15 protein-coding genes are annotated in these 13920 nt (G+C 72.1%); 5 read left to right on the top strand and 10 right to left on the bottom strand.

The genetic code is table 11. From position 1 onward, the window contains the following. Window positions 1-99: 99 nt before the first annotated feature. The 6 genes from K3554_RS12525 to cysG all read right to left on the bottom strand — a co-directional run bounded on the left by K3554_RS12525 (window position 100) and on the right by cysG (window position 5543). Window positions 100-945, bottom strand: a complete 846-nt coding sequence (locus tag K3554_RS12525; RefSeq protein WP_311200332.1) for a ferredoxin--NADP reductase — start codon at window positions 943-945, stop codon at window positions 100-102. 71 nt (window positions 946-1016) lie between these two features. Continuing rightward, entirely contained in the window at window positions 1017-1436 is a 420-nt protein-coding gene (locus tag K3554_RS12520) for a DUF934 domain-containing protein (protein ID WP_259940730.1), read from the bottom strand. A gap of 2 nt (window positions 1437-1438) precedes the next feature. After that, window positions 1439-2179: a phosphoadenylyl-sulfate reductase gene (locus K3554_RS12515; RefSeq protein ID WP_259940727.1), complete on the bottom strand. Its 741-nt coding sequence runs from the start codon at window positions 2177-2179 to the stop codon at window positions 1439-1441. Beyond that, window positions 2169-3821 carry a nitrite/sulfite reductase gene (locus K3554_RS12510; protein WP_259940725.1) on the bottom strand — a complete coding sequence of 551 codons (1653 nt, stop codon included), beginning with the start codon at window positions 3819-3821 and terminating at the stop codon, window positions 2169-2171. The genes K3554_RS12515 and K3554_RS12510 overlap by 11 nt, the downstream gene beginning before the upstream one ends. Window position 3822: 1 nt before the next feature. Next, window positions 3823-4167 carry a DUF2849 domain-containing protein gene (locus K3554_RS12505; RefSeq protein ID WP_259940722.1) on the bottom strand — a complete coding sequence of 115 codons (345 nt, stop codon included), beginning with the start codon at window positions 4165-4167 and terminating at the stop codon, window positions 3823-3825. Then, complete coding sequence (gene cysG / locus K3554_RS12500; protein ID WP_259940720.1) at window positions 4167-5543, bottom strand: siroheme synthase CysG; 1377 nt, start codon at window positions 5541-5543, stop codon at window positions 4167-4169. The genes K3554_RS12505 and cysG overlap by 1 nt, the downstream gene beginning before the upstream one ends. A 136-nt stretch (window positions 5544-5679) precedes the next feature. Between cysG and K3554_RS12495 the strand changes: the two genes are divergently transcribed. Further along, a complete protein-coding gene (locus tag K3554_RS12495; protein WP_259940718.1) occupies window positions 5680-6141 on the top strand; it encodes an Lrp/AsnC family transcriptional regulator in 462 nt (153 codons plus the stop codon). 79 nt (window positions 6142-6220) lie between these two features. Here the strand turns inward: K3554_RS12495 and K3554_RS12490 are convergent, their stop codons facing one another. Both K3554_RS12490 and phaZ read right to left on the bottom strand, forming a co-directional pair. Continuing rightward, window positions 6221-6778: a DUF6151 family protein gene (locus K3554_RS12490; RefSeq protein WP_259940714.1), complete on the bottom strand. Its 558-nt coding sequence runs from the start codon at window positions 6776-6778 to the stop codon at window positions 6221-6223. Further along, entirely contained in the window at window positions 6778-8091 is a 1314-nt protein-coding gene (gene phaZ / locus K3554_RS12485; protein WP_259940712.1) for a polyhydroxyalkanoate depolymerase, read from the bottom strand. The genes K3554_RS12490 and phaZ overlap by 1 nt, the downstream gene beginning before the upstream one ends. Before the next feature lie 243 nt (window positions 8092-8334). Between phaZ and K3554_RS12480 the strand changes: the two genes are divergently transcribed. Then, window positions 8335-10065, top strand: coding sequence for an alpha/beta hydrolase (locus K3554_RS12480; protein WP_259945937.1), 1731 nt, complete (start codon window positions 8335-8337; stop codon window positions 10063-10065). Window positions 10066-10217: 152 nt separating this feature from the next. Next, window positions 10218-10667: a Phasin gene (locus K3554_RS12475; protein WP_259940709.1), complete on the top strand. Its 450-nt coding sequence runs from the start codon at window positions 10218-10220 to the stop codon at window positions 10665-10667. Window positions 10668-10743: 76 nt separating this feature from the next. On the opposite strand, the gene K3554_RS12470 is transcribed toward K3554_RS12475, so the two are convergent. Next, a complete protein-coding gene (locus K3554_RS12470; RefSeq protein WP_259940706.1) occupies window positions 10744-11007 on the bottom strand; it encodes a DUF4242 domain-containing protein in 264 nt (87 codons plus the stop codon). 121 nt (window positions 11008-11128) lie between these two features. On the opposite strand from K3554_RS12470, the gene K3554_RS12465 reads away from it, so the two are divergent. Both K3554_RS12465 and phaR read left to right on the top strand, forming a co-directional pair. Continuing rightward, window positions 11129-12016, top strand: coding sequence for a LysR family transcriptional regulator (locus K3554_RS12465; protein WP_259940703.1), 888 nt, complete (start codon window positions 11129-11131; stop codon window positions 12014-12016). A 79-nt stretch (window positions 12017-12095) separates the two neighbouring features. Then, a complete protein-coding gene (gene phaR / locus K3554_RS12460) occupies window positions 12096-12665 on the top strand; it encodes a polyhydroxyalkanoate synthesis repressor PhaR (RefSeq protein WP_259940700.1) in 570 nt (189 codons plus the stop codon). Window positions 12666-12672: 7 nt separating this feature from the next. Here phaR and K3554_RS12455 read toward each other — a convergent pair whose 3' ends face one another. Next, the gene (locus K3554_RS12455; protein ID WP_259940698.1) at window positions 12673-13920 is read right to left on the bottom strand and encodes a DVUA0089 family protein; all 1248 of its coding nucleotides are present in this window, start codon (window positions 13918-13920) and stop codon (window positions 12673-12675) included.

Genomic DNA, 13920 nt, shown 5'->3' with positions numbered 1-13920 from the left:
TTGGGCCGCCCTTCGGGGCGGCCCTTTTCGGTCGCGCCTCGAACATGCGAAAGGCGCCCCGCGGGGCGCCCTCTGGTCGTTCCGCTGGGCGTGCCGGCGTCAGCCCACGAAGGCCTTCTCGACCACGTAGTGCTTCGGGTCGGAGTTCGCGCCCTCCTCCAGGCCGAAGCCCTCGAGGATCGCCTTGATGTCTGTGTTCAGCCCCATCGAGCCGCAGACCATGGCGCGGTCGGTCTCGGGCGAGATGCGGTCGACGCCGAGGTCGCGCAGCGCTTCGCTGGAGCGCAGGAGGTCGGTGATCCGGCCCATCTTCTCGGACGGCTCGCGGGTGGTGGTGGGGTAGTAGCGCAGCTTAGCGAGGTTCTCCTCGCCCAGCAGCTCGCGCACCATCTCGTCGGAACGGAGGCCGTCGATCACCGCGCGGCCGTAGGCCAGCTCGGCGACGTCCCGGCAGGTGTGGGTGACGATCACCTCGTCGAAGCGCTCAAAGGTCTCTGGGTCGCGCAGGAGCGAGGCGAAGGGCGCGAAGCCCGTGCCGGTGGCGAAGAGCCACAGGCGCTTGCCCGGCAGCAGCGCGTCGTGGACCAGCGTGCCCACGGGCTTGGGCCGCAGGATGATCTCGTCGCCGGGCCGGATGTGCTGGAGCTTCGAGGTCAGCGGGCCGTCCTGCACCTTGATCGAGTAGAACTCCAGCTCGTCGTCCCAGGACGGCGAGGCGATTGAGTAGGCGCGCAGCAGCGGTTTCTGGCGACCGGTCTTCGGGTCCGGATCGCCCATCAGCCCGATCATCACGAACTCGCCCGAGCGGAAGCGCAAGCTCGCGGGCCGCGTCACGCGGAACGAGAACAGCCAGTCGGTCCAGTGGGTGACGGCGGTCACGGTCTGGGCGTCGGGCAGGGCGGGGGTGGCCGGCTTGGCGGCCGGAACGGCGGTCATCTGGTTCATGGTCTCGGATTGCGGGACTGGCCCGCACCTCTATTCGGTGAAGGAAGGGGACTCCAGCGGGAGGGGCGCGGCTATCCGGCGCGCCGCCGTCCCAACCGGGCCTGGTAGTCGTGAGCCTGCCAGTCGGCCCGCGCGAGCCACTGCGGCTCGGGCTGGCGCGCGGCGAGGGCGTCGTCGATCTCGACCTCGTCGAAGCCCGAGCGGCGGGCCATCGCGTACTGGTCGGCGATCACGTGGCCGGCGGCGCGCAGGCGCCCCTCGAAGCCCGCCCGGCGCAGGACCCGGGCGATCGTGAAGCCCCGCCCGTCCGAGAAACTCGGGAAGGCCACGCGCACCACGGTGATGCAGGCGAGGCGGTCCAGCAGCGCGTCCAGGTCGTCGGCCGGGCCCACGTCCACCGCCACGGGGCCGTTGGCGGGCAACTCGGCCAGCGGCACGAAGCGCGCGTCGAGGTCGTCGGCGTGGAAGCCGTCGTCGCGGATGATGGGCATGGTCAGCCTCCCGTCGCCACGGAGCCGTCGGGGCGCACGACGACGCCCCCGGCGAAGTGGATGCCGCACTCGGTCTTCTCGCGCCCGCGCCAGCGGCCCGAGCGGGCATCCTCGCCCGGCGCCACCTTCGTGGTGCACGGCGCGCAGCCGATCGAGGGGTAGCCCTGCGCCACCAGCGGATGCCGGGGCAGGGCGTGATCGTCCATATAGGCGGCCAGCTCGGCGCCGGTCCAGGCGGCGAGGGGGTTGGCGCGGATGCGCCCGCCCTCGGCCTCGAACAGCGGCATCGCGGCGCGGGTGCCGGCCTGCATGCGCTTGCGGCCCGTCACCACGGCGTCGAAGTCCTGCACCGCCAGCTCCAGCGGGCGCACCTTGCGGAGCGTGCAGCACAGGTCCGGGTCGCGGCCGTGCAGATCGCCTTCGGGGTCGTAGAGGAACAGGTCCTCGTTCGCGGGGCGGATGACGCGCACGTCCTCCAACCCGAGCGTCTCGGCCACGCGGCGCTGATAGGCCAGCGTCTCGGGGAACAGCATGCCGGTCTCGAGGAACAGCACCGGGACGGCGCGATCCAGCTGCGCCGCCATGTGCAGCAGCACCACCGAGTCGGCGCCGAACGACGACACCAGCGCCGTGGACCCCAGTCCGAGCGCCGCGCGCAGCACGTCCTCGGCCGGGGCGCCCTCGTGCTCGGCGGACAGCGCGGCGGCACGGGCCGCCAGCAGGGCGTGGGCGTCAAGCGGCATGGGCGCGCTCCTTGTCGTAGAGGGCGCTCTTGAAGGGCGCCATCCCGAGGCGGCGGAAGGTCTGGAGGAACGTCTCGTCGTCCCGCTCGCGCAGGTCGAGATAGGCGGTGATCAGGCGCTCCACGGCCGGCACGATCTCGTCGTAGGCGAAGCCGGGGCCGGTGCGCTCGCCGAGGGCGGCGGTCTCGGTGCCGTCTCCGCCGAGGGTGATCTGGTAGTTCTCCACGCCCGCCCGATCCAGTCCGAGGATTCCGATGTGTCCGACGTGGTGGTGGCCGCAGGCATTGATGCAGCCGGAGATCTTGATCTTGAGGTGGCCCACGTCGTGCTCGATCTTCAGCTCTTCGAGCCGGGTGGCAATGCCTTGCGCGACAGGGATCGAGCGGGCCGTGGCCAGCGCGCAATAGTCCATGCCCGGGCAGGCGATGATGTCCGAGGCCAGCCCGACGTTGGCGGTGGCGAGGCCGGCGTCCCGCAGCGCCGCATGGAGCGCGGGCAGCGCGTCGCGCGGCACGTGCGGAAGAATCACGTTCTGCTCGTGGCTTATGCGCAGCTCGCCGTAGGCGTGGGCGTCCGCGAGGTCGGCCAGCAGGCGCATCTGATCGGCGGTCGCGTCGCCCGGCGTGGCGCCGTGGGCCTTGAGCGAGACCGTGACGACCGCGTGGTCGTCGCGCCGGTGCGAAACCGTGTTCGTGTCGATCCACGAGCGCAGCACGGGGTCGAGAACGGGCGGCAGCGCGTCCGCCTCGCGGAAGGCGGGGGGCGCGAACTGGGCCTCGAGGTCCGCCAGCAGCGCCTGGTCCTCGCCGGTGAAGAGCGCGCGCACCTCGTCGAAGCGCGCCTCGACGGCGTTGCGGAACGCCTCCAGCCCGGTCTCGTGGACGGTGATCTTGATGCGCGCCTTGTACTTGTTGTCGCGGCGCCCGAGGCGGTTGTAGACCGACACGATCGCCTCGCAGTAGGGCAGGAGGTCCGCGCGGGGCAGGAACTCGCGGATCACCTTGCCGATCATCGGCGTGCGGCCCAGACCGCCGCCCACCAGCACCTCGAACCCCGGCTCGCCGTCGCGCTCGACCATGCGCAGGCCGATGTCGTGGGCGCGGGTGACCGCGCGGTCGTTCGGGCTGCCGGTCACGGCGATCTTGAACTTGCGCGGCAGAAACTGGAACTCCGGGTGGTCGGTGGACCACTGACGCACCAGCTCCGCCACGGGGCGCGGATCGGCGATCTCGTCGGCGGCCGCCCCCGCGAAGTGGTCGGCGGTCACGTTGCGGATCGTGTTGCCGGAGGTCTGGATGGCGTGGAGGCCCACCTCGCCCAGCCGGTCCAGCATGTCGGGAATGTCGACCAGCCGGGGCCAGTTGTACTGGATGTTCTGGCGCGTGGTGAAGTGGCCATAGCCCTTGTCCCAGCGTGTCGCGAGCTCGGCCAGCATGCGCATCTGCGCCGACGAGAGCGTCCCGTAGGGGATAGCCACGCGCAGCATGTAGGCGTGGAGCTGCAGGTACACGCCGTTCATCAGCCGCAGCGGCTTGAACTCGTCCTCGGTCAGCGAGCCGTCGAGGCGGCGCGCCACCTGGGCGCGGAACTGCGCGTTGCGCTCCGCGAGGAAGGCGCGGTCGAAATCGTCGTAGTGGTACATCTCAGTGCTCCGGGCGGATCGGGGCGCGGCCGGCATCGGGGCCGGGGCGCTGCCCGTGGGCCTTGCCGTGGGCGTAGTTCGTGGGCCCCGCGGCGCGGAACGCCTCGCGGAAGTGCGCGGGCTCGGGACCCTCGGGGCCCCGGCGGACGTCGGCGAGGTAGGCGCCGACCACGGCGCTCGCCTGCATCTCGGCGTCGAGGAGACGGATCTGCGCGTGGGCCTCGTCCTCGATCAGCTCGGCCTCGGCCAGGACGCGGACCCAGCGGTCGTCGACGGAGAGGTACACGACCTCGCCGTCACGCAGGTCGTTCGCGGTGACGACCTTGGGGGTGAAGGGCTTGGGCATCAGAGGGCGACCTCCATGGCAGGCGCTTCGGCCCGGCCGCGAGGGGCCAGACCGAATAGGATGAGGGCGGGACCGGCGGCATCGCCCGCAGCCTCGGCGAGAGTGGCGAGGGTGGCCGCACGGACGCGCTGCTCGGGGCGCGCGGCATTCTCGACCACGGTGACGGGGGTGTCCGGCGCGGCGCCGTGCATGAGCAGGCGCCCCTGCATCCAGCGCGCGGCCCGGAGGCCCATGTAGATGCCTGCGACCTCGCCGGGACGGGCCAGCGCGCGCCAGTCGTGGTCGACGAAGCCCTCCATGTCGTGCGCGGTCAGGAGGCGCACGGAGGCGTTGCGGCGGCGCTTCGTCAGGCTCTGCCCGATGGCGGCCACGGCGGCCGAAGCGGCGGTGATGCCGGGCACGACGGACCACGAGAGGCCGGCCGCGTCCAGCGCCTCGATCTCCTCGTCGAGTCGCCCGAACACGGCCGGATCGCCGCCCTTCAGGCGCACCACATGAGCGCCCCGGGCCGCGTGGCGGACCATCAAGGCATTGATGCTCTCCTGCGGCATCGAGGGGCCGAAGCCCGTCTTGCCGGCCTCCACGATGGTGGCCTCGCGGCGGGCCAGCTCCAGGATGGCGGCGGGCACCAGCCGGTCGTGGATCACCACGTCGGCGCGATCGAGCGCGCGGCGGGCCTTGAGGGTCAGCAGCTCCGGATCGCCGGGGCCGGCACCGACGAGGTCGACGTGTCCGGGGCGGGCTTCCGCCGCGAGGTGCTCGTCCAGCAGGGCGTGAAGCGTCGCGGCGACGTCCTCGCCGCGCTCCACCGCGCGGGGGCCGGCGGTGTCGTAGTACTCGGCCCAGAAGCGGCGGCGGGGCGCGCCGAAGGGCAGGGCGTCGGCCAGCTTGCGAAACCCCTTGGCGACGCGTGCCAGGGTGCCGGTGGCGGGGGGCAGCGCGGCTTCCAGCTCTGCCTTGATCTTGCGGGCCAGCACGGGCGCGGTGCCTTCCGTACCGATGGCCACGGTCACGGGGTTGCGGTCCACAATGGCGGGGGTGATGAACTGCGAGTTCTCGAGGTCGTCCACCACGTTCACCAGCGCGCCGTCGGCTGCGGCCATGCGCAGCGTGGCGGCGTCGAGCGCAGCGTCCTCGGAGGCGGCGTAGGCGATGGGGCAGCACAGCGCGTCGCCGGGGGTCTGGGTGCGGCGGTGGAGGGCGAGGCGGCCCTCGGCGGCCCAGGCCTCGATCTCGGGGGCGGGGGACTCTGCCACGACGTTGACGTGGGCGGTGGTCTTGAGCAACAGGCGCAGCTTCGCCACGGCCGCGTCGCCGCCGCCGACGACCAGCACGCGGCGGCCTTCGAGGGCCAGGAAGACGGGAAAGTGGTTCATCGCGCGGCTCCGTGTCTGCCGCTCAATATAGGACAATGTCCTTGCCGGGGGGGAGGGGGCGGGCGATAACAGGGACATCCTGATGCCTGCCGCGTAGGCAGGGGGGACGATGTTCCGGGTGCGGGGGGATAAGCGGATGGCGGTCCGGATGGACGAGCTGGATCGGAAGATCCTTCGGGAGTTGCAGCGCGATGCGGGGCAGGCGCTCGATGCGATCGCCGCAAAGGTGGGATCGTCGAAGACGCCCGTGTGGAACCGCATCCGCAAGCTGCGCGAGGCCGGCGTGATCGGGCCGAACACGGTGGTCGTGGACCCCGAGGCGCTGGGGCTGGAGGCCTGCTTCTTCGTGCTGATCCGCACCTCGGAGCACGAGGCCGGGTGGCAGGCCAAGTTCCTCGAAACGCTGCGAAAACGCCCCGAGGTGCTGGAGGCGCACCGGCTCGCCGGGGAGATCGACTACATCCTCAAGGTGCGGGTCGAGAACGCCCGCGCCTACGACGCCTTCTACCAGGCGCTGATCTCCGAGGTGCGCGTGTTCAACGTCACGGCGCTGCTCTCGATGGAGGAACTGAAGAACGAGCACGCTCTGCCCGTGTGACGGAATCGGGGGGGGGCGCCCCCCGTACACCCCCCGTACACCCCCCGTGCATACGGGGAGGCGCCGGGGAGGGGGGCACCTAAACCGTCAGCGCCGCCAGCGAGGCGCGGCGTTCCTCGGGGCTCAGGACGTGGGGCTCGGCGATCGGCTCGCCGCCCTGGAACAGGGGGGAGCGCTTCCAGGCGCCCTGGAGGTTCTCGGCGAGGAGCTTGGCGAGGCTGTGGGGGATCACGGCGGCAAGGCCCTGGTGGGTTGGCTTCTCGGGGCGGAAGAACGCGGCGCGGATCGGGCCGAGGTCGCCTTCGAGGCGGTCGGCGTTGACCGAGAGGTGGGCGAGGCGGGGCGTGCTGGTGGAGAGGAACAGCGGCGCGCCGCAGCAGGCCGCGTACCAGCGCAAGGGCGCGCGGGGGCCGTTGCGGTAGCAGCGCAGGTTCTCAGCGCCCGCCTTCAGCGTCAGGCGCGACTGGGCCGCCATCACGAGGTCCACCGCGCCGGGGTCCGGCTCGTCGCGCAGCGTGTAGGCGGCGCGGCAGTCGCGGCAGTGGCACCGGGCGTGGATCGTCTCGCGCGGGCCGGTGTCGAGGGAGCCGCGCACCGCCCCGCAACGGCAGCGCAGGGGGCGGGCGGCGGCGCTCATCAGACCGGCAGCGAGTTGGCCGGCTCGACGGGGGGCTGCACCGGGCGGCCGCGGCGGCCCTTGCCCTTGGGCGGCGTGGGCTTGCCGGCGTTGGCGTCGATGAAGTCGAGCACGAGGGGCCGGATGTTGCGGCGCCAGGAGCCGCCCGCGAAGATGCCGTAGTGCCCGGCCTCGGGCTCGAGGTACGAGGCCTTCTTGGAATCGGGCAGGCCGGTGAGGAGCTTCAGGGCGGCGACGCACTGGCCGGGCGCCGAGATGTCGTCCTTGCCGCCCTCCACGGTCTTCACGGCCACGTCGGTGATGGCGCCGATGTCGATGGCCTCGCCGCGCACGGTGAAGCGGTTCTGGGCGATCTCCAGCCCCTTGAAGATGCGCGCCACGGTCGAGAGGTAGAACTCGGCCGGCATGTCCATGACGGCGAGGTACTCGTCGTAGAAGCGGTTGTGGCGGTCGTGGTCCGAGGCCGAGCCGTCCGCCGTCCGCAGCACCTGCTGCCAGAAGGCGGAGCCGTGGGTCTCGGCGTTCATGCTGATGAACGAGGCGAGCTGCAGGAGGCCGGGATAGACCTTGCGGCCCGCGCCGCGCTGGCCGAAGCCCACCTGCTGGATCATGGACTGCTCGAGCATGCCCATGGTCACGCGGCGCCCGAAGTCAGTGACCTCGGTGGCCGCCGCATCGGGGTCCACGGGGCCGCCGATCAGGGTGAGCGTGCGCGGCTGCGCCTCGGGGTCCTGCTGGGCGAGGAGGGCGGTGGCCGCCAGCGTCAGCGGCGCGGGCTGGCACACGGCGATCACGTGGAGGTCGGGGCCGAGATGGCGCATGAAGTCGGCGAGGTAGAGGGTGTAGTCCTCGACGTCGAACTTGCCCTCGGAGACGGGGATGTCGCGGGCGTTGTGCCAGTCCGTGACCCAGACGTCGGCGTCGGGCAGGAGCGAGGCGACCGTGGAGCGGCAGAGCGTGGCGTAGTGCCCCGACATGGGCGCCACGAGGAGGATGCGGCGCGGCGAGGCGCTGCGTCCCTGCACCTTGAAGTGCAGCAGGTCGCCGAAGGGACGGGCGAGGGCCACCTCGGGCGCGACCAGGTGGTCCTGCCCGTCCTCGCCCGGGATCGGGGCGAGGTTCCAGTCGGGCTTGGCGACCATGCGCTCGAACGAGCGCTCGGTCACGGTGCCCCAGGCGGCGAGCAGCTGCATCGCGGGATTGGGCATCAGCGCGAAGGCGGGCAGCGAGCCCACGGTGCGGGCGGTGGCTCCGAGCCATGCGTTGGTGTTCCGCATGGTCTCCATGAGGTCGTAGGCGGCCATGTATCGCATCGGCGGCTCCTCGCAGGTCGGGCTCCTGCGCGGGGCCGGGTGAGGCGGGCGGGCGCGGGAACGGAATTGGTCCCCGTCGCGGTTGTGCTATGGGAGGGGTGCGGCGAAACTTGCACCGGCATGTGAGGAAGGCAAGCGATGGCGAAGGGCGATCACGGAAACGCTGGCACGGAGGGCACATCGGCCCCGTCCGTGCCCGATGGCGCGGCGGCGCTGGAGCGGCTGAACGCCAACCTCGCGCGGATGGACGGGCTGACCAAGCGGCTGGTGGCCGCGCTGGCCTCGCGCGAGCAGTCCGATCCGGGCCTCCAGGGGCCGGGGCCGGACGTCTACGCCAAGGCCATGGCCGCCTACTGGAGCGAGATGGCGCGCAACCCGGCCAAGATGATCGAGCAGCAGGTGGGCTACTGGGGCGAGTCGCTGCGCCACGCGATGGCGGCCCAGCAGGCGATGCTGCGCGGCGAGTCGCCGAAGGACGAGCTGCCGGCCGACAAGCGGTTCAAGGACCCGGTGTGGCGCGACAACCCGTGGTTCAGCCACCTACGCCAGCAGTACCAGATCAGCGCCGACGCGATCCGGGACATGGTCGGCGGGCTGGAGGGGCTCGACGCCAACGACAAGCGGCGGGTCGCGTTCTTCTCGCAGCAGATCGTGGATCTCTTCGCGCCCACCAACTTCCTGGCCACCAACCCCGAGGCCATGCGGCGCGCGATCGAGACGGAAGGCGACAGCCTCGTGCAGGGCCTGGAGAACCTCGTGCGCGACATCGAGCGCAACGAGGGCGACTGGCTGGTCACCCTGTCGGACCCCGACGCCTTCACCTTGGGCGAGAACATCGCCACCACGGAAGGCTCGGTGGTGTACCGCAACCGCCTGTTCGAGCTGATCCAGTACGCGCCCACCACCGAGAAGGTGCGCCGCACGCCGCTGGTGCTGTTCCCGCCCTGGATCAACAAGTTCTACATCCTCGACCTGAAGCCGCAGAACAGCTTCGTGAAGTGGGTCGTGGACCAGGGCTACACGCTGTTCGTGGTGTCCTGGGTGAACCCCGACGCCTCGCACCGCGACGTCGGCATGGAGGACTACGTGCAGGACGGCTTCCTGGAGGCGGTGGCGCAGGCCAAGGCGATCACCGGCGAGGACCAGGTGAACGCGATCGGCTACTGCATCGCGGGCACCACGCTGTCGGCGACGCTGGGGCTGATGGCGAAGCGCGGCGACGACTCGGTGCGCTCGGCCACGTTCTTCACCACGATGACGGACTTCTCGGACCCCGGCGAGATGGGCGTGTTCCTCGACGAGGACTTCGTGCGCGGGATCGAGCGCGAGGCGGCCAAGAAGGGCTATCTCGACAAGTTCTTCATGGGGCGCACGTTCTCGTACCTGCGCTCCAACGACCTCGTGTACGCGCCGGCGGTGCGCTCCTACATGATGGGCGAGGCGCCGCCCGCCTTCGACCTGCTGCACTGGAACGGCGACGGCACCAACCTGCCGGGGCCGATGGTGACGGGCTACCTGCGCGACCTGTGCCTCGGCAACCGGCTAGCCGAGGGCGGCTGGCCGCTGCTGGGCGAGACCGTGTCGCTTGAGGACGTGCAGGTGCCGCTCTGCGCGATCGCCTGCGAGACCGACCACATCGCGCAGTGGAAGGGCTCGTTCGAGGGGATCCGGCGGATGGGGTCCAAGGACAAGACCTTCATCCTAAGCGAGAGCGGGCACATCGCCGGCATCGTGAACCCGCCGTCCAAGAAGAAGTACGGCCACTACACCCGCGGCGGCGCCGTGGAGGGCACGCCCGAGGCGTGGCTGGAGGCGGCCGAGTACAACGAGGGCTCGTGGTGGCCGCGCTGGGAGGCGTGGCTGCGCAAGCGCTCGGGGCCGCAGGTGAAGGCGCGCGCGCCGGGCGGGCCGGAGCATCCCGTGCTGGCGCCGGCGCCGGGGACCTACGTGCGGCCCGCGAAGGCCGCCGCGTAAGGCTTCGGGTGCCGCTGCGGAAAATTTTTGCTGCGCTGCGGAAAAAGCTTGCAATGCCGCGGCGCAGCATCTAGTTACCTCGCATCCGCAGCAAGGCGACCGGGACCGAGCGTCCAGAGGCTCGCCAGAGACACATACCGAAAGGCGATGCCATGACCCGCTCCAACGACTTCACCAAGTACGTCACCGACTTCATGGGCTCCATGCCCGTCGACAACGCCGCCATGCAGGAAGCCTTCCGCACCCAGGCCCAGTTCGCCGAGAAGCTCTCGCGCATCGCCCTGGGCGCCGCCGAGCAGTCGGCCGAGATCGGCCACAAGTGGACCCGCGAGACCCTCTCGAAGATGGCGCCCGTCGCCACCGTGAAGGAGGACGCCTCGGACTACGCCAAGGCCATGACCGACTTCGCCTCGTCCTACGCCGAAGTGTCGGCCGAGAACATGGCCGCCTTCGCCGAGGTGGCGAAGAAGGTCCAGACCGAGACCATGGAAGTGCTGATGGCCGCCGGCAAGGAAGCCCAGGAAGACGCCACCGTGGCCATGAAGAAGGCCACCGTGCAGGCCTCCAACGCCCCCAAGCGCGCCGCCACCGCCGCGAAGTGATCCGCGCCCCTTCGGGGGACGCACCGACCGACCCGAGGGCGGCGCCGCGAGGCGCCGCCCTTTTCCGTCGTGCCGGTCAGGGCGCGAGGTCGAGCGCCGGGGTGACGCGATCGTAGGGCAGGCCCGCGTCGTCGTTGAGCCGGCGCACCTGCTCGTCCGTGTCCGCCTCGAAGAGGCAGAAGCAGCGCCCGTCGTCCGGCGCGAAGGTCGAGCGGAGGTAGCGCACGTTCTCGCCCTGCTCGCGCATCGCGCTCGCGGTGGCGATCGCCGCGCGCTGGGCGCCGCCGAGATCCTCGCGCGAGATGCCGCCGAGATTCCGTTCCACCATGTAGGTCGTCATGGGTTCCTCCCCTGGCCTGCGGTTGCGCCCCGAGGATCGCACCGCGGGCGTCTCCGCGACAGGGCACGGGCGGATATGGTAGGATAACCGAGGGTTCGGACGCCGGCCGGGAGGACGGGGCATGGAGATGGCGCAGGTCCGCTACGCGCTGGCCGCCGCGGAGCGGCTGAACTTCACGCGCGCGGCCGAGGCCTGCGGCGTGACGCAGCCGGCGCTGACGAAGGGGGTGAAGGCGCTGGAGACGGAGCTGGGCGCGCTGCTGTTCCTGCGCGAGCACAAGCGCGTCACGCTGACCGCCTTCGGCGAGCGGATGCTGCCCTGCCTCCAGCAGATCCGGGAGGGCGCCGAGGCGGTGCGCGCCGCGGCGCGCGCGCACCGCCTGCTGGAGCGCGTGCCGCTGCGGGTGGGGGTGCTGGACACCGTGGGCCACGTGCGGCTGGCGCGGTTCCTCGCGCGGCTGGAGCGCGAGCACCCCGCGCTTGAACTCGGCGTCGAAACAGGGATGGCCGATGCGCTGGCCGACCGGCTGGAGGCGGGCGCGATCGACGTGGCGATCACCGGCGCCGCGGAGCCGGCGGCGGGGGCGGCGCCGCGCTTCGAGGCGCTGCCGCTCTACGCCGAGCGCTACGTGGTGGTGCTGCCGCCCGGCCACCGCCTGCTGGGGGAGGGCGCGGTTCCGCTCGCCGCGCTCGACGGCGAGCCCTACGTGGACCGGCTCGGCTGCGAGATGCGCGAGATGGTGATGGCGGCGTGCGAGGGGGCCGGGGTCGCGCTCTATGCCCGGTTCCGTTCGGAGCGCGAGGACTGGGTGCAGGCGATGGTGCTGGCGGGGATCGGCTTCGCGTTCATGCCGGAGTACTCGGTGACGCTGCCGGGGCTGGCCCAGCGCCCGCTCGTGGAGCCCGAGGTGAGCCGCCGGATCGTCGTCGCCACCGCGCCGGGGCGGCGCCATCCGCCGGCCGTCGCGGCGCTGCTGGGGGCGGCGCGGCGCTTCGCCTGGCCGGGCTGAGGCGCGCGCGGGGGCGAATCCCGTTGCACGGTGCGGCATGCGCGGTATCGTCCGCTGCAACTGCGAGGGGAGGCCCGCCATGGCGGACGACACGAAGCCGCTTCTGATCAAGCGCTACGCGAGCCGCCGGCTCTACAACACCGAGACCAGCGACTACGTGACCCTGGAGGACATCGCCGGGTTCATCCGGGCGGGGCGCGAGGTGAAGATCGTGGACCTGAAGTCGGGCGACGACCTCACCCGGTCGTACCTCCTGCAGATCATTGCCGAGCACGAGGCGAAGGGCGACGCGGTGCTTCCCCTGGCGGTGCTGACCGACCTCGTGCGCTCCTACACCGGTGCGACGCGCTCGGTGGTGCCGGACTTCCTGCAGGCCAGCTTCGAGATGCTGCGCGGCGGACAGTCGAAGATCATCGAGAACATGGCCTCCATGAACCCGATGGCGCAGATGCCGGGGCTTAAGGCGATGCAGGAGAGCCAGGCCGCCTTCTTCAAGGCGATGTCGGGCGGGGCCTGGCCGCCGGCCGGGATGGCGCCGCCGCCCGCGAAGGCGGGCGAGGACGAGGCGCCGAAGTCGGGCGAGGACCTCGACGCGATCCGCCGCCAGCTCGCCGAGATGCAGGCGATGCTGGCCAAGATGAACAAGTAGCGGCGCCTCAGGGCGCGGGCACGTAGCGCTCCAAGAGGAGGCGGATCGTGCCGGCGCCGCCCGCCGGCGCGCCCCCGCCCGACAGGTCGCGGACCCCCACCACGTAGCGGCCCGGCTGGGCGCGGTGGACGAGGAAGCTGTCGAGCCCCTCGGGCCCGTCGTCGTTGCGCGCAACCTCGCGCCCCAGGCGGTCGAACAGGGCCACCTCCGGGTCGGCGCCCTCGGCGGCGCCGGCGGCCTCCACGAGCAGGAGGCCCCCGGCGGGCAGGTCGAGCGCGAACCAGCGCGCCGCGGCGTCCGCGGGCGCGTCGACGCGCAGGGTGGTGCCGAGCGTGCCGAGCTCGCGCGTCTCCACCGAATCGCCCTCGGCGGGCGGGAACTCCATGGCGCCGATCCGCGCGAGGCGGTCGGCGGCGGGGTCGAAGCGGGCGAGCTGCAGGTCGATGGGCGTGCCGCCGCCGCTGAGATCCTCGATCTCCACGCAGTAGCGCCCGGCGGCGAGCGGCTCGGCCATGTCGATGCGGCTGCTGAGGCCGTCGTGGTCGTCGTTCTCGGCCAGCGTGGCGCCGGTGGCGTCGAGGAGGCGGATGTAGGGATCGCCCCCGCCCTCGCCGCGGGCGGTGACGGTGAGGGCGAGCGGCTCGGCCAGCTCGAACTCGGCGGCGGGCCGGCTCTCGGCGGAGGCGGCGGAGCCGACGCCCGCATCCAGCGCGGCGGCGCCGAACGGGGCGGGGGCGAGCGCGGCCACGTCCGGCTCGCCGCATCCGGCGCCCGCGGGGGCCTCGGCGGCGGGGAGCGCCTCCTCGAAGTCGCCCTCGAACTGGTCGGGGCGGCCGAGGCGGCCGGCGACCTCGGTGGCGCCCGACTCATAGGAGCGCACGGCGAGGCAGTAGGTGCCCGCGGGCAGGTCGGCCACGAGGCTGGAGGCGAAGTCCTCGCCCCCGTCGTCGTCCGCCGCGACCTCGGTGCCCTCGGCGTCGAACAAGGCCACGTAGGGGTCGCCCGAGGGGACCGCGGCGACGTCGATGCGCACGGCGCCGTCCTCGGCGAGGGTGAACATGCGCACGAGGTGGCCGGCGATCGGCACGCGCCCCGCGATCGCGAAGGGAACCTCGGCGCTGCCGGGGTCGGACTGCGCCGGCTCGCCGCCCACCCATTCGCCCACGGGGCTGATGCCGCCGCAGATCGGCGCCTCCTGCGCCGCGAGGGGCGAGGCGAGGACGAGGGCGGCGGTGGCGGCGAGGGGAATGCGCAT

The sequence above is a fragment of the Jannaschia sp. W003 genome (assembly GCF_025144335.1).
GTDB lineage: Bacteria > Pseudomonadota > Alphaproteobacteria > Rhodobacterales > Rhodobacteraceae > Jannaschia.
This window is presented reverse-complemented; position numbering and strand designations above follow the sequence as displayed.